This is a genomic window from Bacillus sp. SRI_025 (genome assembly GCF_057592095.1).
This window is the reverse complement of sequence record NZ_JBYEGB010000002.1, coordinates 280,860-305,839: the sequence shown is the minus strand read 5'-3', so window position 1 is coordinate 305,839 and position 24,980 is coordinate 280,860. Positions and strand designations below refer to the sequence as shown.

21 protein-coding genes and 1 other annotated feature are annotated in these 24,980 nt (G+C 42.0%); of the genes, 2 read left to right on the top strand and 19 right to left on the bottom strand.

Annotated elements, in window-relative coordinates:
* Positions 1–13: 13 nt before the first annotated feature.
* Both AC20OE_RS06415 and hemA read right to left on the bottom strand, forming a co-directional pair.
* Positions 14–844: a cytochrome c biogenesis protein gene (locus AC20OE_RS06415; RefSeq protein WP_039180413.1), complete on the bottom strand. Its 831-nt coding sequence runs from the start codon at positions 842–844 to the stop codon at positions 14–16.
* A gap of 7 nt (positions 845–851) precedes the next feature.
* Positions 852–2,219 (bottom strand): glutamyl-tRNA reductase, encoded by a 1,368-nt coding sequence (gene hemA, locus AC20OE_RS06410; protein ID WP_487268812.1) that lies wholly within the window; start codon positions 2,217–2,219, stop codon positions 852–854.
* Between the two features lie 242 nt (positions 2,220–2,461).
* On the opposite strand from hemA, the gene AC20OE_RS06405 reads away from it, so the two are divergent.
* Positions 2,462–2,947: a hypothetical protein gene (locus AC20OE_RS06405; protein WP_034279808.1), complete on the top strand. Its 486-nt coding sequence runs from the start codon at positions 2,462–2,464 to the stop codon at positions 2,945–2,947.
* A 42-nt stretch (positions 2,948–2,989) separates the two neighbouring features.
* Here the strand turns inward: AC20OE_RS06405 and yihA are convergent, their stop codons facing one another.
* The 14 genes from yihA to ilvE form a co-directional block, all read right to left on the bottom strand.
* Positions 2,990–3,577 carry a ribosome biogenesis GTP-binding protein YihA/YsxC gene (gene yihA, locus AC20OE_RS06400; protein ID WP_024423177.1) on the bottom strand — a complete coding sequence of 196 codons (588 nt, stop codon included), beginning with the start codon at positions 3,575–3,577 and terminating at the stop codon, positions 2,990–2,992.
* Positions 3,574–5,898, bottom strand: coding sequence for an endopeptidase La (gene lon, locus AC20OE_RS06395; RefSeq protein ID WP_039180421.1), 2,325 nt, complete (start codon positions 5,896–5,898; stop codon positions 3,574–3,576). Before lon ends, yihA begins: the two co-directional genes overlap by 4 nt.
* Before the next feature lie 171 nt (positions 5,899–6,069).
* Positions 6,070–7,731: an ATP-dependent protease LonB gene (gene lonB / locus AC20OE_RS06390; RefSeq protein WP_099663505.1), complete on the bottom strand. Its 1,662-nt coding sequence runs from the start codon at positions 7,729–7,731 to the stop codon at positions 6,070–6,072.
* Positions 7,732–7,868: 137 nt separating this feature from the next.
* On the bottom strand, positions 7,869–9,134 hold the full coding sequence (gene clpX / locus AC20OE_RS06385; RefSeq protein ID WP_024423180.1) for an ATP-dependent protease ATP-binding subunit ClpX: 1,266 nt from the start codon (positions 9,132–9,134) through the stop codon (positions 7,869–7,871).
* Positions 9,135–9,385: 251 nt separating this feature from the next.
* Positions 9,386–10,660, bottom strand: coding sequence for a trigger factor (gene tig, locus AC20OE_RS06380; protein WP_034279803.1), 1,275 nt, complete (start codon positions 10,658–10,660; stop codon positions 9,386–9,388).
* A gap of 240 nt (positions 10,661–10,900) precedes the next feature.
* Entirely contained in the window at positions 10,901–11,908 is a 1,008-nt protein-coding gene (gene ddcA, locus AC20OE_RS06375) for a DNA damage checkpoint antagonist DdcA (RefSeq protein ID WP_047202463.1), read from the bottom strand.
* 125 nt (positions 11,909–12,033) lie between these two features.
* A complete protein-coding gene (gene leuD, locus AC20OE_RS06370) occupies positions 12,034–12,633 on the bottom strand; it encodes a 3-isopropylmalate dehydratase small subunit (RefSeq protein ID WP_047202464.1) in 600 nt (199 codons plus the stop codon).
* A 13-nt stretch (positions 12,634–12,646) separates the two neighbouring features.
* Positions 12,647–14,062, bottom strand: a complete 1,416-nt coding sequence (gene leuC / locus AC20OE_RS06365; RefSeq protein WP_039180431.1) for a 3-isopropylmalate dehydratase large subunit — start codon at positions 14,060–14,062, stop codon at positions 12,647–12,649.
* A 40-nt stretch (positions 14,063–14,102) separates the two neighbouring features.
* A complete protein-coding gene (gene leuB / locus AC20OE_RS06360; RefSeq protein WP_099663507.1) occupies positions 14,103–15,200 on the bottom strand; it encodes a 3-isopropylmalate dehydrogenase in 1,098 nt (365 codons plus the stop codon).
* A gap of 18 nt (positions 15,201–15,218) precedes the next feature.
* Positions 15,219–16,772 carry a 2-isopropylmalate synthase gene (locus tag AC20OE_RS06355; protein ID WP_047202466.1) on the bottom strand — a complete coding sequence of 518 codons (1,554 nt, stop codon included), beginning with the start codon at positions 16,770–16,772 and terminating at the stop codon, positions 15,219–15,221.
* Complete coding sequence (gene ilvC, locus AC20OE_RS06350; protein WP_024423187.1) at positions 16,759–17,787, bottom strand: ketol-acid reductoisomerase; 1,029 nt, start codon at positions 17,785–17,787, stop codon at positions 16,759–16,761. The genes AC20OE_RS06355 and ilvC overlap by 14 nt, the downstream gene beginning before the upstream one ends.
* Positions 17,788–17,805: 18 nt before the next feature.
* On the bottom strand, positions 17,806–18,324 hold the full coding sequence (gene ilvN / locus AC20OE_RS06345; protein WP_007501584.1) for an acetolactate synthase small subunit: 519 nt from the start codon (positions 18,322–18,324) through the stop codon (positions 17,806–17,808).
* A complete protein-coding gene (gene ilvB / locus AC20OE_RS06340) occupies positions 18,321–20,045 on the bottom strand; it encodes an acetolactate synthase large subunit (RefSeq protein WP_025092480.1) in 1,725 nt (574 codons plus the stop codon). Before ilvB ends, ilvN begins: the two co-directional genes overlap by 4 nt.
* 122 nt (positions 20,046–20,167) lie before the next feature.
* Positions 20,168–20,414: a binding site (T-box leader), on the bottom strand.
* An 8-nt stretch (positions 20,415–20,422) separates the two neighbouring features.
* A complete protein-coding gene (gene ilvE, locus AC20OE_RS06335; protein ID WP_039180440.1) occupies positions 20,423–21,337 on the bottom strand; it encodes a branched-chain-amino-acid transaminase in 915 nt (304 codons plus the stop codon).
* Positions 21,338–21,770: 433 nt separating this feature from the next.
* Between ilvE and AC20OE_RS06330 the strand changes: the two genes are divergently transcribed.
* Positions 21,771–22,814 (top strand): lactonase family protein, encoded by a 1,044-nt coding sequence (locus AC20OE_RS06330; protein WP_487268747.1) that lies wholly within the window; start codon positions 21,771–21,773, stop codon positions 22,812–22,814.
* 231 nt (positions 22,815–23,045) lie between these two features.
* Here the strand turns inward: AC20OE_RS06330 and AC20OE_RS06325 are convergent, their stop codons facing one another.
* The 3 genes from AC20OE_RS06325 to dltC all read right to left on the bottom strand — a co-directional run bounded on the left by AC20OE_RS06325 (position 23,046) and on the right by dltC (position 24,962).
* Complete coding sequence (locus tag AC20OE_RS06325; protein WP_034279788.1) at positions 23,046–23,465, bottom strand: YkvA family protein; 420 nt, start codon at positions 23,463–23,465, stop codon at positions 23,046–23,048.
* 94 nt (positions 23,466–23,559) lie between these two features.
* Entirely contained in the window at positions 23,560–24,726 is a 1,167-nt protein-coding gene (gene dltD, locus AC20OE_RS06320; RefSeq protein ID WP_039180447.1) for a D-alanyl-lipoteichoic acid biosynthesis protein DltD, read from the bottom strand.
* Entirely contained in the window at positions 24,726–24,962 is a 237-nt protein-coding gene (gene dltC, locus AC20OE_RS06315) for a D-alanine--poly(phosphoribitol) ligase subunit 2 (RefSeq protein ID WP_024423191.1), read from the bottom strand. The genes dltD and dltC overlap by 1 nt, the downstream gene beginning before the upstream one ends.
* Positions 24,963–24,980: the final 18 nt, after the last annotated feature.

Below are 24,980 nucleotides of genomic sequence, written 5' to 3'. Positions count from 1 at the left end.
TTAAGACTCATCATTATTGAAACCAATGAAAGGTTGATAAGCTACCAAGCAGAAAATAATTGATCATCAGCACAAGGAATGAAGCGACATTCCAAAATGCCACGATTTTGCCCTGCATATTTCTCACCAATCTGATATATAAGTAAAAGCCATATAAAAACAGCATAATAAACGAACCAAGCACCTTTGCATCTGTCCAGTACAACGTATCATACGAGATATATGCCCAAATGATGCCAAGAATTAAACTAAGCAAAAGCATTGGCACACCAATAATGTTTAACACGTATGCCATATGATCCAGCTTTGATAAGTCTTCAATTCTCAAAAGCCATTTTCCCCATTTTTTCTTTTTCAGCAAACGATATTGAAAGAGATAAAGCAGTGAAAATGCAAAAGAAAGTGAAAAGGCACCGTAGGATAAAATCGCCATCGTAATATGAATCACGAGCAGTTCACTCGTCAGCTTCCCCGTTAGTTCTGCTGAATGGAGGTCAGATGGTGTAAAGGTATGAATCGCCATCATGGAAAAACCGATCACATTTGTAAAAAAGACAATAAATTCAACGCGCAATATTTTTGTGAGCACAAGAGAGAGTGTCACAAGCACCCACGTATAAAAATATAACCCCTCTGCTACATTCAACACAGGGAATCGGTCTGTTTCCATCATAATATAGAACATGTAGACTGTTTGCAGCAGCCAGACAATAGAAAGCAACCAGAAAGCCATTTTTCCAGCCTTCCGGTTGTGTTGAAGAAAATCTATGAAATAGAACAAGACACTTAGTGCATAGATTAAGATCGTTGCTTCATTGAGTCTCGCTACAATGGATTCCATCATCGCTTAATCACTCACTGGCAACTGTAGCAAAGCCTTGTGCCATATTTGGTTTGAACAGCTGAAATGCCCCTTGCTCCACCTGTACAGGTTCGACCTTTTTCTCTTCATCTTCAACCTGTAAATCAAAGATTTCTTTAAAGAGTAAAAGTTTTTCCTCTGCATTTGGCTCCGCGGCAATTTCTTTTGCCTTTAAGATAGGATCTTTCAGCATTTGGTTGATGATGCTTTTCGTATGTTTATTTAACAGCTTCATTTCACGGTTTGTGAGGTTTGGAAGCTTCCGCTCAATACTCTGCATCGTATCGGCTTGAATTGTGAGTGCCTTTTCTCTAAGTGCAGAAATGACTGGAACAACACCTAACGTATTCAGCCATTGCTTAAATTCTACAATTTCTGCTTCAATCAGGAGCTCAACCTGCTCAGCCACTGCACGGCGCTCTTTTAAGTTAGCAGCCACGATGCCTTCAAGGTCATCAATGTCATACAAAAAAGCACCTTCTACTTCAGAAATGGCTGGATCTAAATCACGGGGCACAGCAATATCTACCATAAATAGAGGTCTGCCCTTCCGCTTTTTATTCGCACTTTCGACCATTTCTTTTGTAATGACAAATTGTTTCGCACCCGTTGAGCTGATTAAAATGTCCGCTTCGGATAATGTTTTTTCTAATTGGTTTAAGCTCTTAGGCTCTCCTGAAAAACGACCGGCCAATTCCTTTGCCTTCTCAAATGTTCGGTTGATAACCGTTACTTGGCCAATTCCTTGCCCTTGGAGGTTTTGAGCCGCCAGTTCGCCCATTTTGCCCGCGCCAAGAATCAGGACATGCTTATCAGAAAGACGTCCAAAGATTTTTTTAGCAAGCTCAACCGCTGCATAGCTGACAGACACCGCATTAGACGCAATATCCGTTTCCGCATGAGAGCGTTTTGCGACAGTGACCGCCTGTTTAAATAAATAATTGAAAACGGTACCAATGGTCTTCTCCTCTTGAGCTATTTTAAAACTTGAGCGTACTTGACCGAGTATTTGCGTTTCACCAATGACCATGGAATCAAGTCCACAGGCCACACGGAATAAATGCTCAACCGCTCCATCGTTTTCATAGAACTTCAAATAAGGAGAGACATCTTCTTTTTCTAAACCGAACCAATCGGCTAAAAATCTTTTTATATAAAACCGTCCAGTATGAAGCTGATCTACTACTGCGTAGATCTCTGTTCGATTACATGTTGAGATGACGATATTCTCTAGAATGCTTTTTTCTTCTTTAAGCTTGGACATCGCTGTTCCGAGCTCACTCGGTTCAAAGCTCAGCTGTTCCCGTATCTCAACAGGGGCTGTTTTATAATCTAAACCCACAACAAGAATATGCATAACTTCAGCTTGCACCCCCAACGCCCTGTCTAATTTATAATAATTACAATATAGAATTTATTATTTATAATGATTATAACATATATTCATTTTTAACTGGATAAAAATTGTGAACAGATTTCAAAAATGTTGTGATATAGTAGAAAAATGTTCGACACCGTTTATGCCATATCATCACTTCAAGCAATTTACCAGATTTGGCGCGTGCGGACAAATGATCTGCTTAAAAGAAGGTGACATCTTTGAAGAAAAAATCCATTTTGCTGCCGCTTACTTTACTGGCTGTAGCGCTATATGCCATTCTCTCGGGAGGTCAATTTGACATTTGGAAGGATCAAGAGAAATGGTATACACTTGTACTGCTTTTTGGCCTCGCTTTTTTATATCAAGGAAAGAAGGAGCAAGAAAGCGCTCATGTGTTTATCGGTATGCTTATGACAGGCCTTTCGCTACACTTTATTCTTCAGCCTAAATTGGACCACTGGCCAGACACATTTACGATGATTGTATTCATCGTAGGACTTGCACTCTTTGTGAAATCATCTCAGAAAAAAGAATATCGTATTGAAAGTGTTGTGCTGATCGCACTCGGTCTGTTCCTTTATTTCTTTCAGCAAATTACAAAACAGCTAAGTTCCCTTTCGATTCCTACTTCTGGCTTTGAATTGTACTGGCCTTATGTACTGATTGCTGTCAGTCTCCTCTTATTATTTTTAAAAAGGAAATAACTTATACAATAAAAAAGCATCTGCTCATCGCAGATGCTTTTTTTAGCCGTTTACTTTCGCAAGGATCGCATTCCAGGCTTCATCTTTCCCCTTTTTTGTTTCAGAAGAGAATAAGATGAGTTCATCTGATGGGTCAATGTCGAGCGTCTGTTTGACGACTTTCGCATGTTTTTCCCATTTGCCTTTTGGAATTTTATCCGCTTTTGTAGCGATGACGATCACGGGAACTCCGTAATATTTAAGGAATTCATACATGTTCACATCATCTACTGATGGCTTATGACGCAGGTCCACAATTTGGACAACTGCTTTTAATTCTTCACGCATTGTAATATACGTTTCGATCATTCTACCCCAGGCTTCGCGCTCTGTTTTTGATACTTTGGCAAAGCCGTAGCCCGGAACGTCCACAAAATGGAGCATATCATTAATAATGTAGAAATTAAGCGTCTGTGTCTTACCTGGTTTAGAAGACGTACGCGCTAAATTTTTACGATTAATCAATGAGTTGATGAACGAGGACTTTCCAACATTTGATCGTCCAGCAAGCGCGATTTCAGGCAGTCCGCCGCTCGGGTACTGCTCTGGTTTCACCGCACTAATGACGATATCTGATTTTGTTACTTTCATCTTCCCTCTCCTACCAACGCTTTCTCAAGCACCTCATCTAGATGTGAGACCGGAATAAAGGTTAGTCCTTCTCTCACACTTTCAGGAATATCATCAATATCCTTCTCATTGTCCTTTGGAAGAATAATGGTTTTCAATCCTGCACGATGTGCGCCTAATGCTTTTTCTTTTAGTCCGCCAATTGGAAGCACTCTTCCTCTTAACGTTATCTCTCCTGTCATACCAACCTCTTTTGATACAGGACGTCCTGTGAGTGCTGATACAAGAGCCGTCGCAATGGTGATACCAGCTGATGGCCCGTCCTTTGGAACCGCACCCTCTGGAACATGGATATGAATATCGTGCTTTTCATTAAAATTAGGATCAATGTTCAGTTCATCTGCTTTAGAACGAATATAACTGAATGCCGCCTGTGCAGATTCTCTCATGACATCACCAAGCTTACCTGTTAACAAGAGCTTGCCTTTACCAGGCGAGAGTGATACCTCAATTGATAAGGTGTCTCCGCCAACTGTCGTATACGCAAGTCCTGTGACAACCCCCACTTGGTCTGTCGTTTCAGCCTGACCATAACGGTAAAGTCTTTTTCCAAGAAATTCAGATAAGTTCTTTTCCGTCACTGTGATGCGTTTTCGGTCTTCAGCCACAATCGCTCTTGCCGCTTTTCGGCAAATGGCCGCAAGCTGACGCTCTAACCCGCGGACTCCTGCTTCTCTTGTGTAATAGCGAATCATATCATAAATCGCTGCTTCACGAAGCTGCAAGTTCCCTTTCTTTAATCCGTGCTCCTTTAGCTGCTTCGGCAGAAGGTGATCTTTCACAATCTCTGCTTTTTCAACCTCTGTATACCCTGCAATCGTGATAATCTCCATTCTATCACGAAGTGGGCCTGGAATGGTTGCTAAATTGTTGGCAGTGGCAATAAATAACACTTGTGATAAATCAAATGTCTCTTCAATATAGTGATCGCTAAAATTATGATTTTGCTCTGGATCCAGCACTTCAAGCATCGCAGAAGACGGATCACCTCTAAAATCAGATGACATCTTATCAATTTCATCTAAAAGAAACACCGGATTCATTGTGCCTGCCTTGCTCATCCCGCGAATGATACGGCCTGGCATCGCGCCTACATACGTTCTTCTATGTCCACGAATCTCAGATTCATCACGCACACCGCCAAGAGAGATACGGATAAACTTTCGGTCAAGTGATTTAGCAATCGATTTGGCAAGTGACGTTTTCCCTACCCCAGGAGGTCCTGCTAAGCAAAGAATCGGTCCTTTTAATGAATTCGTCAGCTTCTGTACAGCAAGGTATTCAAGCACACGTTCTTTGACTTTTTCCAGCCCATGATGCTCATCATCTAAAATTTCACTTGCCAGCTTTAAATCTAGACGATCTTCTGTATAGATGCCCCATGGAAGATTGATCAGCCAATCAATATAATTTCGAATGACAGAGCTCTCAGCAGAGCTGGAAGGAATTTTTTCATAACGGTTCAATTCTTTTAGTGCCGTTTCACGAACAGAATCCGGCATGCTGGACTCTTCGATTTTAGACATTAATGAACTGACTTCGCCCGTTTTTCCTTCTTTGTCACCTAGCTCCTTTTGAATGGCTTTCATTTGTTCACGCAAATAATATTCTTTTTGCGTTCGTTCCATTGAACGTTTGACGCGCTGACCAATTTTCTTTTCAATCTCCAGCACTTCTTTTTCATTGTGGATTAAGCTGATGACACGATTCAGACGTTTTTTAACATCCACTGTTTCCAGTACTTCTTGTTTGTCCTTTAATTTAAGCGGCAGGTGAGAAGCAACGATATCTGCCATTCTCCCCGGTTCCTCAATATCCGTCACCGTTGCATATGTTTCAGCTGAGATTTTTTTTGAAATTTTTATGTACTGATCAAAGTGATCTAACAAAGTGCGCATGAGCGCTTCTGCTTCTGCGTCCTTTAAATCTTCTTCTGCCAATTCTTTAATATCGACGGACGTATAGTCCTCAAGCTCCACATATGATTCGATCTGCGCTCGATTTAAGCCTTCTACGAGTACACGAATCGTTCCATTCGGCAGCTTCAGCATTTGTTTGATTTTTGTGTAGGTGCCGACTTTGAAAATTTCCTCTTCACCTGGTTCATCTATTGAAATTTCCCGCTGTGTTGCTAGAAAAATCATATGATCGTTCATCATCGCCTGTTCTAATGCTTGAACAGACTTCTCGCGTCCAACATCCAAATGCAAGACCATTGTTGGATAAACAAGCAAGCCTCGCAATGGGAGGAGCGGAACATTCTTTTTGATTTCATCTGCCATGTTGATTGACACCTCCGTCACTAGTATGAATCATTATAATATACCTGTTTCAGTCTTGTACAATGTAAAAGACTTGAGAAATGATGATCTTACCGTAGTATACCCTTTCTTTTTATCTTGAAAAAGAAAAAAAGATCTATTTCACTAAAAAATCCCCATATGTGATGGGGATTAAACAGATTTTCTTTTCATTTCCTCTTCTAGTCCATCTTTCTTCTCGTCTGGCGGGTTGACCAAACACTGATCCAGCACCTCTTGGAAGTGCTTCACAGGCACAATGGTGACGCCTTCAATCTCTTTTAAGATCGACTGCTGGTTGTCATAAGGAATAATCACGGTTGTGGCACCAGCTTGTTTCGCCGCTTTAATCTTCGGTATCACACCGCCGATCGGCTTCACCTGACCCTGCAATCCGATTTCACCTGTCATTGCTGTCAGATGATCAATCGGGATTTGATGAATGGCAGAGAAAATCGCCGCCGCCATGGCAATCCCAGCAGACGGTCCATCAATCGGGGCACCGCCTGGGAAATTAATATGGATGTCATATTCATTTGTCCGTATGCCTAAGTTTCTCAGCACTGTTAATACGTTTTCAACAGACCCTTTGGCCATACTTTTTCGTCTAATGGATTTAGATTGACTGCCAATGCTTTCTTCTTCAGCAATGCCTGTAATGTTGATACTGCCCTTTTCAAGCGCCTTACATATGTTCACTTCAATCTCAAGCAGGGCACCGCTGTTTGGTCCGTAGACAGCCAGACCATTCACTACCCCGACTTTTGGCTTTTCCGGTACTTTTTGTTCATATCTTGGTGTCAGCTGACTTGAATGAATGACCCACTCGACATCTTCGATCGTGATGTCTTTTCGGTTTTCTGTGACGGCCATTCCAGCGGCGATCTGCACCATATTGACTGCTTCACGGCCATTTTTCACATAAGAGGTTAACAGGTTCAACCCTTCATCACTTAATTCCTTTTTGATTTTTTGGACAGCCTTAGCAGCAACAATTTTCAGTTCATGCTGGTCAAGATCCTTAAAGAAAATTTCCAAACACCTTGAGCGAATGGCTGGTGGAATTTCTTCAGGTGTTCTTGTCGTAGCACCAATCAACCGGAAATCAGCCGGAAGCCCATTCTGAAAAATATCGTGGATGTGATTCGGAATTTGGGTGTTTTCCTCACTGTAGTAGGCACTGTCTAAAAATACTTTCCGATCTTCAAGGACTTTCAGCATTTTGTTCATTTGGATCGGATGCAGTTCACCAATTTCATCAATAAACAGAACCCCGCCATGAGCATGCGTAACGGCTCCTTGTTTTGGCTGCGGAATGCCTGCCTGTCCCATCGCTCCCGCCCCTTGGTAAATCGGGTCATGCACGGAACCAATGAGTGGGTCTGCGATGCCCCGTTCATCGAATCTTGCGGTTGTGGCATCGAGCTCCACAAATACCGCATCTTTCTTAAACGGTGAATCAGCATGACGCTTCGCTTCTTCCATGACAAGACGGGCAGCTGCTGTTTTTCCAACTCCCGGTGGGCCGTAGACAATGACATGCTGAGGATTTGGTCCGCAAAGCGCTGCTTTTAGAGCACGAATGCCGTCTTCCTGCCCTACAATATCTTGAAATCCCTTTGGCCGGACTCTCTCTGATAAAGGCTCACTCAGCTTGATTGAGCGCATCTTTCTGAGTGCTTCCATTTCTTTCTTTGATTCTTTGTCTATCGTCACCTTTTGTGTGCGCTGATTTCGCAGTAAGTTCCAAAAGTACAGCCCGATGACGATACCAAAGAACAGCTGTATAAATAATACGATTCCTGTCCAGCTCAATCGGTGCTCCCTCCTTCATCTATCGTATGTATTGGTTTCTGTCTGCTAGTATTTCCTAGAGCTGGACGGAATAAACACGTCTTCCACGATAAATAAAAAACTCCTGAATCAAAATGATTCAGGAGTGAGACTTCTCTTTATGCAGATGTTTTTGTATCTTTGTTGACGACTGTGCCATCTTTTAACACAAGACGCGGCGGCTCACCATCAGCAACCGTTGCACCAGTGATGACACATTTTTCAATATCATCACGAGATGGAAGGTCAAACATCACATCAAGCATGATGCCTTCAATGATCGAGCGAAGACCACGAGCTCCTGTTTTACGCTCAATTGCTTTTTTCGCAATTTCGCTAAGAGCATCTTCTTCAAATTCAAGCTCTACATCGTCAAGCTCAAGCATTTTTGTATATTGCTTAACGAGCGCATTTTTAGGCTTCGTCAAGATTTCTACAAGTGCTTTTTCATCTAACGGCTCTAGGCTTGCAATAACCGGTAGACGACCGATGAATTCTGGAATTAAACCGAAGCGAAGCAAGTCTTCTGGCAGTACTTTTGATAGAAGGACTTCTTTTTCAAGATCTTCGACTTTATTTTCCGCACCGAATCCAATTACTTTTTGACCTAAGCGGCGTTTGATGATTTGCTCAATGCCGTCAAAGGCTCCACCACAAATAAAGAGGATATTTGTTGTATCGATTTGAATGAATTCTTGATGAGGATGCTTACGTCCACCTTGAGGCGGTACACTAGCAACTGTTCCTTCAAGAATTTTCAAAAGGGCTTGCTGGACACCTTCCCCAGATACATCACGAGTGATAGAAGGGTTTTCTGATTTTCTTGCTACTTTATCGATCTCATCGATGTAGATAATGCCTTTTTCCGCTTTTTCTACATCATAATCCGCTGCCTGGATCAGCTTTAGTAAAATATTCTCTACGTCTTCACCAACATAACCTGCTTCAGTTAATGATGTTGCATCTGCGATCGCAAATGGAACATTTAAAATACGAGCAAGTGTTTGAGCAAGTAATGTTTTACCGCTTCCTGTTGGTCCAATCATAGAAATATTACTTTTCGAAAGCTCAACATCATCAATCTTGCTGTTGGAATTGATCCGTTTGTAATGGTTATAAACCGCTACAGCTAAGGATTTTTTCGCATTGTCTTGTCCGATGACATATTCATCAAGAATCTCCCGAATTTCATGAGGCTTCGGAACATCCTTGAATTCAACTTCTTCCTCTGTGCCGAGCTCTTCTTCAACTATTTCCGTGCAAAGCTCGATACATTCATCACATATATATACGCCAGGTCCTGCGACCAGTTTACGCACTTGATCTTGCGTTTTTCCGCAAAACGAGCATTTTAATTGACCTTTTTCCTCGTTGAATTTAAACATTCTTTCACCCCTTATTCTTCTTCACTTGCCTGTAGCTAACAGTCAGCTACCTTTCTGGGTCCAGTATGTATGCATTTTACCATACTTTCCTAAAAGACGGTAACGATGTGTTTCTAACACCGCACATTGAGATATGTATGACAGAAAGATGCGACTTACACTATCGTTTCCAAAAGAAGCGATGATAAGTCAAAAATTGTACAAAACAAGGCACGAGTCACTCGCGCCCTGTTTTATTATTATGCACCATATTAACGGTTTTCTACAAGAAAATCAATTGCTTTACGAACTTTTAGATCTTCTTTCATTGCTTCAGTAGATCCGATCGCTTGTTTGATATTTTCAATTGGCATGTTGTATGCTTCAGCCATTTTTGAAAGTTCTTCTTCCACTTCTTCGTCAGACACTTGTAAGTTTTCTGCAGCAGCAATTGCTTCAAGTGTTAGGTTAGATTTTACGCGTTTAGCAGCATCTTCTTTCATTTGCTCTTTAAGCGCATCTTCATCTTGTCCAGAGAATTGGAAGTAAAGCTCAAGGTTCATACCTTGCATTTGAAGACGTTGTTCGAATTCTTTCATCATGCGGTCTAGCTCTGTGTCAACCATCGCTTGTGGGATGTCAACTTCCGCATTTTCAGAAGCTTTCGCAACTAGCTCTTCACGAAGTTTTCCTTCTGCTTCGTTTTCTTTTGCTTCTTCAAGACGTTTCTTCGTTTTTTCAGTTAACTCAGCAAGTGTTTCTACTTCTTCATCAACATCTTTAGCGAACTCATCGTCAAGTGCTGGAAGTTCTTTTGCTTTGATTTCATGAATTTTCACTTTGAATACAGCTGGTTTACCTGCAAGGTCTTCAGCATGGTATTCTTCTGGGAATGTAACTTCTACGTCTTTTTCAGCGCCAGCTTCAAGACCAACTAATTGCTCTTCGAACCCAGGGATGAATGAACCAGAACCTACTTCAAGAGAGTAGTTCTCAGCTTTTCCGCCTTCGAATGCTTCTCCATCAACGAATCCTTCGAAATCAAGAACAACTGTATCGCCGTTTTCGATTGCGCCTTCTTCTTTGACAACAAGCTCAGCTTGACGGTTTTGCATGCCTTTAAGCTCTTCTTGTACATCTTCATCAGTAACAGCTGTGTCGTCTTTTTCTACGTTAAGACCTTTGTAGTCACCAAGTTTTACTTCAGGCTTCACTGTTACTTTTGCAGTGAAGATTAAGCTTTCGCCTTTTTCGATTTTCTCAACATCGATTTCAGGGCGGTCAACTGGTTCGATACCAGCTTCGTCGATTGCTTTTGGATATTCAACTGGAAGAAGAATATCTAATGCATCTTGATAAAGAGATTCTACACCAAAACGCTGCTCGAAAAGACCACGTGGTACTTTCCCTTTACGGAATCCAGGGATTGATACTTGCTTAACCACTTTCTTAAATGCATCATCAAGTGCTTTGTTAAATGTTTCAGCGTCAACTTCTACAGTTAGAACGCCTTCGTTACCTTCTTGTTTTTCCCATTTTACTGACATGTGTGTTTCCCTCCAAAAATCTATTCAGATTGTGCGTTGCTCCATTCTAAAGCATCATAAAGACTTCGTCCAATCAAAAACCACGCACTCCGCTAAGAAGCTTGCATTATGTATACAACATTTGACTTGATTATACATATCGTCTTTCAACCGTTGGAATCTGACAACTGCACTATATATGCACAAATACAACCATTATATTATAACATAACAAGTCCGTCTTTCAACTAAATCGACAAATTACAAATAAGAAATTTCTTCAATATCTTTCAGCATTGTGCAAGCTTCTCTCAGCTCTCGTTCGTTAAATTCATACAATAGATGCAATTCTTCGAGTTCAATCTCGATCCCATGCATTTCATAGCCGACTTTATGAAGTGCCGCTGCCCAAAGACTCGGATCTGTGTACTTAGGAAGAAATGGATACAGCACAAATAAGTGCCGGCGCCATAGCTCTTCCACGCCTTGGTAAAGGGTTGGGTTCTCATTGCCGAGCGTGTCATCGAGCATACGAAGGACTTGCTGAAGAAGCGGCATCTGCTCTGGCTTTACAGCCTCAGAAGGAATAAGTGTTAAAGAATCACCGAATTTTGTCACATGAACCGGCTTTGCCACATCATGATCTGCCAGAAGCTGCAGGATCATTGATTTGACCAAAGGGTTCCCATCGGGATTTTGTAAGATTGTATTTAATAGACCCATGTGCGGTGTAATATTCCGGTCTTTCAATGAATGGATGAACTGGACCTGTTCTTCCGGCCGCTTCAGCATGTCATCTATATTGACCTCACTTCCGGCTTCCTCATCTTCATCTAAAATCTCTTCAGGTGATTCAATCATTTTTCTGCTAAATTCGAGCAGCTTGTAAAAATGCTCCGCGCTTTCTGCCGGAAGATGGTTTTCCTCGAGCACAGCCTCAATCGTCTGTTTGACTTCTTCATATTCTTTCAGCTGAATTAAGATCGTCATATACACTTGGAGCACAGTGAAATAGTGGCCATATCCTTCATGCAGCATTTTTTCACAAACACGCTTTGCATCCTGCAGCTCACCCAGCTCCAGAAAACAAATTGCCATTCCGAGGTGAATATCGGATTCTTCATCGTCATCATACGATTTTGCTTCTGAAAACAAGTGAAGCGCCTCTTGATACTGTTTATCTTTTAATGCTGCCATTCCTTTTTCAATCAGTCTTTCTTTCAGACCAGGAAACAAAATGACATTATCTTTCTTCTTGTCATGCTTCATGCTTACGTTCCTTTCGGGCGCATATTTTTTATCAGTTTACCAACGAAGATTAGTAAACACAAGTAACGAGAGGTTTTCATGCAAAAAAGAAGCCGTCACACCTCGGGCGGACAGCTTCTCGTTGCTTAAGCGCGCAGCCAGTTGCTACGCTTTTCTTCAAATGCTTGAATGTCATCTTCTAGTAGTAATGTTAATGAAATCTCATCATAACCATTTAGGAGCATTTCTCTCCAGTGAGGGTCGACTTGAAAAGGGGTGATATTCCCTTCGTGATCTTCTATCTGCTGTTTTTCAAGATCAACCGTCATCTCATACCCTTTGTTCTCATATGATGCTGCGAAGGTTTTCCACACATCATAATCAAGGCGAATCGGAAGCATCCCATTTTTAAAGCAGTTTTGATGAAATATATCTGCGAATGATGGTGCGATGACAATTTTAAAGCCATAATCATCAAGCGCCCAAGGAGCATGTTCCCTAGATGATCCGCAGCCAAAGTTTTCTCCTGCGATCAAAATCGATGCTCCTTCATAGATCGGCTGATTCAGTTCGAAATCTGGATTTGGGCTGCCATCGGCTAAATAACGCCAGTCGAAAAAGGCAAAGCGGCCATATCCTGTTCGTTCGATTCTTTTTAAAAATTGCTTCGGAATAATTTGATCTGTATCTACATTGATACGGTTAAGCACAGCGGCTTTCCCTTTATGAGTGACTAAAGGCTCCATCTATGACAACTCCTTACACGACTGTTTTCTCTTGATTAAACTTCCTGACATCGACAAATCGGCCATGTATCGCAGCCATTGCAGCCATTGCCGGGCTGACAAGATGCGTTCTCGCACCCTTCCCTTGACGCCCTTCAAAGTTACGGTTTGATGTGGACGCGCAGCGTTCGCCCTCCGGTACCACATCGTTATTCATACTAAGGCACATACTGCAGCCTGATTCTCTCCATTCAAATCCTGCTTCAAGGAAGATTTCATGAAGACCTTCTTTTTCTGCTTGCAATTTGACACTTTGAGAGCCAGGCACCACAATCGCTCTGACATGATCTGCTACTTTTTGTCCTTCAATCATAGAAGCGGCTTGGCGTAAATCAGTCATTCTTGAGTTCGTACATGAGCCGATAAAGACATGCTCAATCGTAATATCTTCTATACGCTGATGCGGATGGACTCCCATGTATTCGTAAGCACGAATCGCTTCTTTTTGATCATCTTCTTGTGCAAAGTCCTCAGGTCCTGGAATTGATGCATCCACAGGCAGTACCATTCCTGGGTTAATTCCCCACGTAACCATTGGTGAAATCTTATTTCCATCTAACACAATGGTTTTATCGTAGGTTGCACCTGGATCTGTTCTAAGTTCTTCCCATTCTTTAATAGCTGCTTCGAAATCCTCGCCCTGCGGTGCATATTTGCGGCCGCGGCAATATTCGAAGGTGACTTCATCAGGTGCAATCAATCCTGCTCTCGCGCCTGCTTCAATCGACATATTACAAACTGTCATCCGCTCATCCATCGTCATGTTTCTGAATACTTCCCCAGTGTATTCAATGACATAACCTGAACCGAACTTCACGCCGTGTGCACCAATGACGGCTAAAATGACATCTTTGGCGGTTACCCCTTTTTGAAGCTTTCCGTCTACTCTAATTTCTAGCGTTTTCGGACGCTGCTGCCAAAGTGTTTGTGTAGAAAGTACATGTTCAACCTCACTTGTACCGATCCCAAAGGCAAGCGCGCCAAACGCGCCGTGAGTTGATGTATGACTATCTCCACAAACGATTGTTTTCCCCGGAAGTGTCAATCCAAGCTCCGGTCCAACGACATGGACGATTCCCTGGTCAACACTGTGGAGATCAGCAAGACGAACGCCAAATTCCGCACAGTTGCGCTCTAAGGCACTCACTTGCTTTTTAGCAATCTCATCTTTAATCACAAATCGATTCACAGTTGGGATGTTGTGATCCATCGTCGCAAACGTGTTTTGAGGTCTTCTCACCTTACGCCCTTTTTGTCTTAATCCTTCAAATGCTTGAGGTGATGTCACTTCATGCACCAAGTGCAGATCAATATATAAAAGGTCTGGTTTCCCCTCGCCGCTTTTGACTATATGCTGATCCCATATTTTTTCGATGATTGTTCGAGGCATAACCCTTTTCCTCCCTCTATCTAATTCCACAAGATTCTATTTATACAATCGTTTGCACGCGCTTCTTGAGTGCGTCTACAACCGCATTAGTGATTTCTTCAGTCGTTTGATATGTTCCCTCTTTTGCTGCTAAATCTTTTGTTCGTTTGCCAGAGGCAAGAACAGCTTCCACAGCGTCTTCTATTGCAGCCGCTTCTTCTTCTAATGCAAAGGATGTTCTAAGCAAGCTTGCTGCTGATAAAATGGTTGCCAGAGGGTTTGCAACGTTTTGCCCCGCAATATCGGGTGCTGAACCATGAATTGGCTCATATAAATGAAGGCCTGTGCTTGATAAACTAGCAGATGGCAGCATGCCGAGTGATCCAGTAATCATCGAAGCTTCATCACTTAAAATGTCACCGAACATATTCTCTGTCACAATGACATCAAATTGAGCGGGCTTGTAAATCAGCTGCATGGCGGCATTGTCAACGAGCATATGCTCAAATTCAACTTCTGGATATTGAGAAGCAACTTCTTCTACTGCATCCCGCCATAGTTTACTAGAAGCAAGAACATTCGCTTTATCCACAGACGTCACTTTTTTCCGTCTCGTTAAAGCCATATCGAACGCTTCTTTTAATACGCGGACAATTTCTTCCTTTGTATAAAGGAGCGTATCAACGGCAGCTTCTTTTCCTTCATCATCTGTATAGCGTTCGCTTGGTTCACCAAAATAGAGACCGCCTGTTAATTCACGAACGATGACGAAATCGACTCCGTTAATGTGATCCTGTTTTAACGGAGATGCCTCGCTTAAGCTATCAAACACCTTTACAGGGCGGATGTTAGCAAATAAGTCCAGCTGCTTACGAATGGCGAGCAAGCCTTTTTCTGGACGAAGCTCTGGCGGGTTTTGATCCCACTTTGGTCCGCCGACTGCTCCTAATAAAATCGCATCAGCGCTTTTGCATACATCTACTGTTTCCTTTGGAAGCGGGTTGTTTTTTTCATCTATTGCGATACCGCCAATGAGCGCAGTTTCAAATTCGAATTCGTGCCTAAATTGAGCCGCTGTCTCTTGAAGGACAGCGACTGCAGATGTCACGACTTCCGGTCCGATTCCATCGCCGGGCAAAAGTGCAATTTTCTTTTTCATGAGAACCTTCCTCCTTTCCTATGAGATCGCGTGATGTTTCTCAATTTCAATCAGATTTGATTTGAAGATTAAATGTCTGTTCACTGCATTGACGTAAGCTTTCGCCGATGCTTCAAGCACATCTTGCGCTACACCACGTCCTGCTGTTTCTTTTCCTTCTATTGAAACAGTGACATATACTTCTGCTAGTGCATCTCTGCCTTTTCCATTTGATTGAATGCGGTAGTCCAGCAAATGAATTCTTTCTTCCATACAGCGCTCAAGCGTGTTGTACACAGCTTCTACACTGCCTGCACCTGTAGCTGCTTCTTGAATGACTGCCTGTGTTTCTTGGTTTTTCAGAGAAACTGTTGCTGTTGGCATTTGTTCTGTTCCATAATGCACTTGCAGACTTTCAAATTCGTAGCCAATTTTTCGATCTGCTACTTTTTCTTCTAATATAATAGAGATCAAATCATCATCTGTAATTTCTTTCTTCTTCTCTGTCAAGTTCTTGAAAGTCTCAAAGAATTTATTGATTTCATCTTCCGTTAGTTTAAAGCCTAGTGTTTTCATGCGGTCTTTAAACGCGTGTCTTCCGGAGTGTTTTCCAAGGACAAGCACATCTGTTGTCACACCGACAAGCTCTGGAGAAATAATTTCATAGGTTGTTTTTTCTTTGAGGAAACCATCTTGGTGAATACCTGATTCATGTGCAAAAGCGTTGTTTCCAACGACTGCTTTATTACGCGGCACAATCATTCCTGAGTATTTGCTCACTACATCACTTGTACGCTTAATTTCATTCAATTGAATCGTTGATTCGACCTGGTAAAAGTCTTTTCGAATATGAAGAGCTACTGCAATTTCTTCTAAAGCGGCATTTCCAGCGCGCTCACCAATTCCGTTGACAGCCGTTTCGATTTGATCTGCTCCATTTTCAATGGCAGCAAGTGAGTTTGCCACAGCCATTCCTAGATCATCGTGACAGTGAGCGGACAAGTTAACGCGGTCGATATTCGGAACGTGTTCCTTCATATATTTAAAGATATTCCCGTACTCTTTTGGCGCTAGGTATCCAACTGTATCTGGCAAGTTAATGACACTCGCCCCAGCGTCAATGACCTTTTCTACAATTTCTGCCAAGAAAGCAAGATCTGTACGGCACGCATCTTCTGCTGACCATTGGACAACTGGAAAACGTTCTTTCGCATATTTCACCATTGCGACAGCCTGTTCTACGACTTCTTCACGTGTTTTCTTTAGTTTATACTTCAGGTGAATGTCAGAAGTAGCAATAAAGACATGAAGCCTTGGCTCCACTCCATCTTTTAATGCTTCCCATGCAGCATCAATGTCACCTTTCACACATCGTGCAAGACCAGCAACAGAACAGTTTTTAATCGTTCTTGCAATTTCCTGTACGCCTAAGAAATCCCCTCGGGATGAAGCGGGAAAACCCGCTTCAATGATATTAACCCCAAGGCGCTCAAGCTGCTTTGCAATGATTAGCTTTTCTTGTGCATTTAAGTTCACTCCTGGTGATTGCTCTCCATCTCGAAGTGTTGTGTCAAAAAAATTAATTTTCCGCACCGACGCTCACCGCTTCCTTTTTCTTTCCTTGTTTAACGAAAGGCATCATTTCACGAAGCTTTCTACCAACGATTTCAATTTGGTGCTCATTTTCATTTGCATTGATTGCATTGAAACGTGGACGATTCACTTGGTTTTCAACGATCCATTCTTTTGCAAAAGTTCCGTTTTGGATATCAGTCAAAACAGCTTTCATCGATTCTTTTACTTTTGCATCTACAACGCGTGGTCCTGATACGAAGTCACCCCATTGTGCTGTATCAGAGATTGAATATCTCATGCCTTCTAATCCTTCTTCATACATAAGGTCAACGATTAATTTAAGTTCATGTAGACACTCGAAATATGCAAGCTCTGGCTGATAACCAGCTTCTGTTAACGTTTCGAATCCTGCTTTTACTAGTGAAGTAAGACCTCCACAAAGAACTGCCTGCTCACCGAAAAGATCCGTTTCTGTTTCTTCTTTAAATGTTGTTTCAAGAACGCCCGCTCTTGCTCCGCCGATCGCTTTCGCATAAGCAAGTGCTTTGTCTTTCGCTTGACCAGATACATCTTGATAGATAGCAAATAGGGCAGGTACACCAGCGCCTTGCTCATATGTTCTTCTCACAAGATGTCCTGGACCTTTTGGAGCTACAAGATACACATCTACGTCACTTGGAGGAACAATTTGATGGAAGTGAACGTTAAATCCGTGTGCGAATACAAGTGAGTTTCCAGCTTCTAATTGATCTTTGATTTCTTCATCATATACTTTCTTTTGCTGCTCATCTGGAAGTAGTACCATGACGACGTCTGCTTGTGCTGCTGCTTCTTTTACTGTGAATACTTGATGGCCGTCTTCTTGTGCTTTTGTATAAGATCCGCCTTTTCTCACGCCGACGATCACATCTACGCCGCTTTCTTTTAAGTTCAATGCATGTGCATGACCTTGTGAACCGTAACCAATGATTGCTACCTTTTGACCATTTAATACGTTTTCTTGAATATCACCGTTATAATATACTTTTACCATTTGACTCTCTCCTTTTGTTTAGACAATTGAAATTGTTTTATTTGTTTGCGGCTTTTGCTGATTATCTCTCGCAAAGGCCGTGGTGCCAGTTCTGGCGACTTCTTTAATGCCGTATGGCTTAAGTAATTCAATGAGTGCTTCAATTTTTGAAGACTCACCTGTCACCTGAATGACGACACTCTCTCTGCTCACATCTACAATAGAAGCTCTAAAAGGTTCAATGACCCCCGTGATCTCCATTCTAGATGCTGGTGCAGATACGACTTTTATCAAAGCCAGCTCTCGCTGAACGATTGATTGGTTTGTAATGTCTGTTACTTTCAGAACATCGATTTGTTTGTTCAGCTGTTTTGTCAGCTGTTCGATGTCTTTCTCTTGGTCTACATGGACGACGAACGTGATGCGTGATACATCTTGAATCTCAGAATGGCCGACCGTAATGCTTTCAATGTTGTAATGTCTTTTGGTAAAGAGGCCTGTGATTCTGTTCAGTACGCCTGATCGATTTAATACAGTCAACACAATAATTCTTTTCAAGGTTTCACCCCCACCATCTCATGAAGTCCTTTCCCCGGTGCTACCATCGGGAATACTTTTTCATCTCTCGCTACATTGACATCGATGAAAACAGGCTCTCTAGAGGTTAAGGCTTCTTCGAGTTTTTCTTTCGCCTCTTCGTCTGATGAGATTCTGATTCCTTTAATGCCATAAGCTTCAGATAATTTTACGAAGTCTGGCTGCTCTGAAAATTTAGAATGTGAGTAGCGTTCTTCGTAGAAAATTTCTTGCCATTGTCTTACCATTCCAAGGCTGTGATTATTGAGTACAATCACTTTGACTGGAAGGTTCAGCTCACGGATAACGGCAAGTTCTTGCAGGGTCATTTGGAAACCTCCGTCTCCTAAAATTGCTACAACGGTTGCCTCTTGATCAGCTAGCTGAGCGCCAATGGCTGCTGGTAATCCGAAGCCCATTGTGCCAAGTCCTCCAGATGTGACCCACTTATCTGCATTTTCAAATGGATAGAACTGTGCCGCCCACATTTGATGCTGTCCGACATCAGTTGCGACAATGGCTTCACCTTTTGTGAATTGATGAATGTATTCAATCAGCTTTTGAGGTTTAAAACCTTCAGCTTCGTTTTCAACGTACCAGAGTGGATATTCTTCCTTCCACTGATCTAATTGATTTTTCCATTCGTCTGATTCCCCTTGCTTCCCGTCTTGCTTGATCAGTTCTTCAAGAACGAGCTTACTGTCTCCAACAACCGGGATATGGGTATGAATGTTCTTACCAATTTCCGCTGGGTCGATGTCAATATGAGCGACCTTCGCATGTTTCGCAAAATGATTGAGGTTGCCTGTTACCCTGTCATCAAATCTTGCTCCGATTGAAATGAGCAGGTCACATTGATGAAGAGCCATGTTTGCTGCATATGTGCCATGCATACCAGCCATCCCTAGGAAAAGAGGATGCTTTGCCGGAAATCCGCCAAGTCCAAGCAATGTATGAGCGACTGGGATTTGCTGCTGCTCTACATACTGTCTTAATTCTTCAGATGCTTTGCCATGAAGAACGCCAGCTCCTGCTAGAATAACTGGTTTCTTCGCTCTGCTGACAGCTTCTACCAATTTGCGAATTTGCAAATAGTTCGGCTCTACTTTTGGCTGATAACCAGGTAAATCAATTGGCTGGTCATATTCAAACGTTCCTTCAATGCCTGCGACATCTTTTGGAATATCGATCAATACTGGACCAGGTCTGCCTGTTGTTGCAATATGGAATGCCTCTTTAATGACACCCGGTAATTCCTCTGGATTTCTTACCTGGTAGCTGTGCTTTGTAATTGGCATTGTGATGCCGAGTACATCTGCTTCTTGGAAAGCATCCGATCCAATGACTGACGTTGCCACCTGCCCTGTGAATACAACTAGGGGAAGCGAATCAATCATCGCATCTGCAATTCCTGTCACAAGGTTTGTCGCTCCAGGCCCTGATGTTGCAATGACAACACCTGGTTTACCAGATACTCTTGCGTATCCTTCTGCTGCGTGAATCGCTCCCTGCTCATGTCTTGGCAGGACATGAAATAAACCAGAATCGTAAATTTTATCGTAGATTGGTAAAACTGCTCCGCCTGGATAGCCGAAAATGACTTCTACTTTTTCTCTTTTGAGTGCTTCAATTAACATGAGTGCACCGTTCATCGTTTGTGGCGCTTTTGATTTTTCCGTCTCCATTTGTACATTTGTCCCCATTTGATTTCCTCCTCTTTGTCTTGCTTCAGTCAAGTCCTTTCACCCTTTTCCATTCAAGATAGAGATATGAGACCATATAAAAAAGCCTTCTCACCCCACAATGACACTACTTTTCACTAGGTCAAAGGGGCGAAAAAGCTTTGTTTTTCGCGGTACCACCCTTGTTCACGGCAAACCCTGCTGCCGTCTCATGGACATCTTTCGTCCATTTTGGTAACGAGTGAGCAATGTCACTCGGCCTGCCCTACTATCATTTCAAGCAGACACTCAGAGGTGAGTTCACTTTAGAAAGTAACACCGGTTTCCAGCTAGCACCGGCTCTCTGTAGATACTGACTCTAAAGCTACTAGTCCTCTTCAACGTTTATCGATATCTATTTAACTTGCATGAATGTTTTCATCTGTAAAAACAACTTTTTCTCCTTCTTCAACTACTCGCTTGCGGAATTGTTCAAGAAGTTTGTTTGTGTGGAACCCAGGTTTCCCTTCACCGATTGTACGGCCGTCAACTTTTACAACGGCGATGACTTCGGCTGCGGTTCCTGTTAGAAATACTTCTTCTGCAGTATACACATCATGTCTTGTGAAAGGTTCTTCTTTCACTTCGTAGCCTAAGTCTTCTGCAATTTCCATGATGGCATTTCTTGTGATGCCTTCAAGTGCGCCGATATAACCTGGCGGTGTATAAAGCTTGCCTTTTTTATAAATAAACACGTTGTCTGCAGAACCTTCCGCCACGTACCCTTGATCGTTCAGCATCAGCGCTTCACTCACACCGGCCATATGGGCTTCGATTCGGACAAGAATGTTATTCAAATAGTTTAATGATTTCACTTTTGGGCTAAGAACATCTGGACGATTTCGTCTTGTTGGAACCGTCACAATGTCAATACCCGTTTCATATAGGTGCTTTGGAAAAATGGCCAGCGGCTCTACAATGATCACTGTGTTGGCTCTCCCGCAGTTGTTAGGATCTAATCCAAGATCACCCGCTCCTCTTGAGACGACAAGGCGGATATAGGCATCCTTTAGGCCGTTCCTTTCAACTGTATGAATCATTTTTTCCGTGAGTTCCTCAAGTGAATATGGAATGTTCAGCATAATGGATCTGGCGGAATCATACAGGCGGTCTAAATGTTCTTTCATTCGAAAGATATTTCCGTTATACACGCGAATCCCTTCGAAAACACCGTCGCCATATAAAAAGCCATGATCGTAAACTGAAATTTTCGCATCCTCTTTTTTCACGAGTTCATCGTTTAAAAAGATCCACTGTTCCTTTTGGTCTTCCATTTTCAGTGAGCACCCTCTCTTTCAAACAAAAAGTAGTTGAATTTTCAGACACTTTATTTTGATGTGTCAATCGCTTGCACTGCGTGTTTGTTTAGCTTTTGTTGAACCCATCTTACGCCGCTTTCCATACAGTGTCAACAGCATTTTTAAAATTATTAGACAATTTAGACTAATCAAAATTAAATGTATACGCTTACACCTTTGCTAGACAAGGAATGAAAAAACTTAAAATTTTTTGTATTTTTTCTTCAATTTATTTACTTTACATGAACGCTTTTCTTTTGAGAAAACTTTTGTGATATTTTTTCACATAATTTTTGATGAATATTGTGAGATTTCAATGACTTTGTTTTTACTTTTGGCATGCCTTTCTAAAGCGTTTTCCTATGAATTTATGATAGAATGAGAGCATCTAATAGAAGGAGGGCAATACATGGCTAACATCAGAGGTTATATCGGTACTTATACAAAGGGAGACAGTAAAGGCGTTTATACGTTTACATTAAATACGGACAAGCAGCAGATTGAGCAAGTAGAAGTCGCTGCTGAGCTTGAAAATCCTACATATTTAACCGTGTCAGAGGATCAAAAGTTTGTTTATGCTGTTGTGAAAAAAGGATCACAGGGCGGCCTTGCTGCGTATCAAATTGATTCAACAACAGGCAAACTTCACTTCATCAACCAAGAGCTTGCCGCTGGAGCTTCTCCTTGTCACGTCAGCGTGGACAGTCAAACGAAAACGGCGTATACAGCAAACTATCATAAAGGAACAGCAGAGATGTATGAGATCGATGCTGAAAATGGCTCAGTGATCCGCACGCTCTCACAGGCGCAGCATGAAGGAACTGGCCCTAACGAAGATCGTCAGGAAAAGCCACACACCCACTTTATGGGTCTCACGCCAGATGAACAATTTGCTGTGGCTGTTGACCTTGGAACAGATGGAATTTATACGTATAAGAAAGAAGACGGCAAACTTGAGCTTGCTCATACATTTGAAACAAAGCCAGGCAGCGGACCTCGTCATATCACATTCCACCCAACGAAACCTGTGGCATATGTCATGACAGAGCTAAGCTCAGAGGTCATTGTGCTTCGTTACTTTGAAGATGGTCATTTTGAAGAGATCCAAACAATCACGACCATTCCAAGCGATTTTACAGAGAACAATCAAGGCAGTGCCATTCATGTCTCTTCAGACGGCCAATTTGTTTATGCAGGAAATCGCGGTCATGACAGCATTGCGATTTTTAAAGCAGACGCTGACGGCCAATTAAGCCTTGTCGAGATTGCTTCTTCTGAAGGAAACTGGCCTAGAGATTTTGTGCTTGATCCAACAGAAGAATTCCTCGTCGGTTCAAACCAAGAATCTAGCAACCTTGTGTTATACAAACGCGACAAAGAAACAGGACGACTCACTGTCTTACAATCAGACATCACTGTCCCTCATCCAGTTTGCGTGAAATTTTTAGGGTAAAAGAAAAAAGCCTCCAATAACGGAGGCTTCAGATTGTTGACAAAGGGCTAAAATGAAAATCATTTTAGCCCTTTTTCTTCTTTTAAGCGTGATAGAAAACCTTTGCAGTCTCGGAAGGACGAGCACCGGAGCGGAGCGAATTGAAACATTCGTGAGCACTGGAGCGCAGACCTGACAAAGAATGCGAGGGTTTGTCTACACGCTAAAGCCTCCAATAACGGAGGCTTTTCTTTATGCAGACGGCATACCGCCATCCTCAAGCTTTTGATCAATCAAAGACGTATCGGTTTTTTCGCCGAACCATTTTGACAGCCTGTCTTTTGCTTTTCCTTTCACATCATCATCAATGTACATTGCTACTTGAAGCAGAGCAAATGTAATGGCGCCTAAATCATCTGTATAGCCTACACCAATCAATGTATCAGGAATGAGGTCAAGTGGAAGGATAAAGTAGCCGAGTGCTCCAATAATCAAGGTCTTTGCTTTGACAGGCACTTCGGGTTTTTGCAATGTATAGTAAAGTAATAGCACAGCATAGACTAGAGAGACACCAGCTTTTTGTGCCGTCTTTTTTAGCTTTTCCCAAAAGGCATGATCATTAAAATGCTTCTTCGAACGCTTTAATAGTTCTTTTTTCTCAGAACGATTCATCATATCGCCTCCATCTACAGCATAGCCCTTTTCCCTCAGTTATACAAGATATCCGCTGATTCGACAAACAAAAAGCAGCAGAAAGCTGCTCTTTCTACTGCTCTTTGTAAAACTTTTCAATTGCCTTATCGATGTAAACCCATCCTTTATAAGACACATGAATCGTATCTTTAAAGAAATATGGATCGTACTCATGCTTAGTCAAATCTGCGACTTCATACCCATTATCTCGAATTTGACGATTGATTTTTTCATAATAACCTGTACGGCCTTCTTTCGGAAAACCAGTGTAATCATACCACTTTCCGTTGACAGGAATCGTTACAAACAAAGGCTTTGCCCCTGCCTGTTTTAAAATATCCAGCATGATTTGAAAATCTTTATATTCTGGTGATTCGGCATAAGAATGACCTTCACGGGAATCCTTCATCTTCTTCATGATCGGTTTCAGTTTGCGGTCAAACAGTTTTTGATTAATATAAAACGGGTTGTCCCCTGCTCTTTCCGCACCAAAAATGCTCGCTTCTTTTTCAAGCTCAGCCCATGTTTTTCCTTTGACTGAAGGAGATGGTTGAAGCTTGCGCTCATGCCCCGATCCAATCGTATAGTACATGTCTTTCTTTTGAAGCATGCCATAATACATTTTCGCAATAGGAGAAATCGCGCCATAAGCGAACTTGTTTCCAGATAGCTCTGCTTTAAAAAGCTCTGTAATCACCATGTCGTTTTTGACTGCTTTAAACTTCATGATTCTTTTAATCAGCTCTTTTTTCACAGTTGGATCAATTTCTTTATTATAGGCGAGATTCAGCGCTTGAAGTGCTGAATAGTTAGGTGCAAAGTGATTCTCGTCAGATCCCCATTTCACAAACCACTGCGGGGACACGATAAATACAAGCTTCTTCCCTTTTAATTCATCCATATGCGCTGCAAAGTTCATCGCATGAATTAATGATTGCGATCCACCTTTTCCAATAAGATAAGGTGTAAACCCTTGAGGATTCTCATGAAAGAAATTCGAAGGGTGATATGGATCAAAACGTGATAGTTCAGAAGATCCATAGATCGGCAAATAAGTTGGATCTTTTAGCATTTCATCTTGTAAATAAAGCCCTTGAAACATCCCTGGATCTAATTCTGTGGCTGACTTTTGTAATTTATCTTTTGGGATCAGGTGTGAGAGCCATGCATTTGGTACAAGAAGAACACCAATGAATAGAACAGCCGCTAAAATAAGCGGCCCAAAAAAACGCTTTTTCATTACTTCATCTCTGCCAGCTGCTCAGCAATATGATTCGGCGTATCCCACACATCACGATCGAATTCTGTAATCGGAACAGTGATTCCGAGTTGACTTTCAATTGCCATAAGCAGTTCTACTGTACCAAATGAATCAAGAAGACCTTCTTCAAAAATCGCAATCTCTGGATTTTCTTTCACAACGTCATCCTGACAAACCTCTGCAATAATACCGTATACTTGATTTTTAAATTCCATAATTTTCTACTCCCTTAA

What these genes read in the sequence shown, in the direction of transcription:
- AC20OE_RS06415 (WP_039180413.1), bottom strand. Translation starts at nt 844, where the DNA reads ATGATGGAATCCATTGTAGCGAGACTCAATGAAGCAACGATCTTAATC.
- hemA (WP_487268812.1), bottom strand. Translation starts at nt 2,219, where the DNA reads ATGCATATTCTTGTTGTGGGTTTAGATTATAAAACAGCCCCTGTTGAG.
- yihA (WP_024423177.1), bottom strand. Translation starts at nt 3,577, where the DNA reads ATGAAAGTAACAAAATCAGATATCGTCATTAGTGCGGTGAAACCAGAG.
- lon (WP_039180421.1), bottom strand. Translation starts at nt 5,898, where the DNA reads ATGGCAGATGAAATCAAAAAGAATGTTCCGCTCCTCCCATTGCGAGGC.
- clpX (WP_024423180.1), bottom strand. Translation starts at nt 9,134, where the DNA reads ATGTTTAAATTCAACGAGGAAAAAGGTCAATTAAAATGCTCGTTTTGC.
- tig (WP_034279803.1), bottom strand. Translation starts at nt 10,660, where the DNA reads ATGTCAGTAAAATGGGAAAAACAAGAAGGTAACGAAGGCGTTCTAACT.
- ddcA (WP_047202463.1), bottom strand. Translation starts at nt 11,908, where the DNA reads ATGAAGCATGACAAGAAGAAAGATAATGTCATTTTGTTTCCTGGTCTG.
- leuD (WP_047202464.1), bottom strand. Translation starts at nt 12,633, where the DNA reads ATGGAGCCTTTAGTCACTCATAAAGGGAAAGCCGCTGTGCTTAACCGT.
- leuC (WP_039180431.1), bottom strand. Translation starts at nt 14,062, where the DNA reads ATGCCTCGAACAATCATCGAAAAAATATGGGATCAGCATATAGTCAAA.
- leuB (WP_099663507.1), bottom strand. Translation starts at nt 15,200, where the DNA reads ATGAAAAAGAAAATTGCACTTTTGCCCGGCGATGGAATCGGACCGGAA.
- ilvC (WP_024423187.1), bottom strand. Translation starts at nt 17,787, where the DNA reads ATGGTAAAAGTATATTATAACGGTGATATTCAAGAAAACGTATTAAAT.
- ilvB (WP_025092480.1), bottom strand. Translation starts at nt 20,045, where the DNA reads ATGGGGACAAATGTACAAATGGAGACGGAAAAATCAAAAGCGCCACAA.
- ilvE (WP_039180440.1), bottom strand. Translation starts at nt 21,337, where the DNA reads ATGGAAGACCAAAAGGAACAGTGGATCTTTTTAAACGATGAACTCGTG.
- AC20OE_RS06330 (WP_487268747.1), top strand. Translation starts at nt 21,771, where the DNA reads ATGGCTAACATCAGAGGTTATATCGGTACTTATACAAAGGGAGACAGT.
- AC20OE_RS06325 (WP_034279788.1), bottom strand. Translation starts at nt 23,465, where the DNA reads ATGAATCGTTCTGAGAAAAAAGAACTATTAAAGCGTTCGAAGAAGCAT.
- dltD (WP_039180447.1), bottom strand. Translation starts at nt 24,726, where the DNA reads ATGAAAAAGCGTTTTTTTGGGCCGCTTATTTTAGCGGCTGTTCTATTC.
- dltC (WP_024423191.1), bottom strand. Translation starts at nt 24,962, where the DNA reads ATGGAATTTAAAAATCAAGTATACGGTATTATTGCAGAGGTTTGTCAG.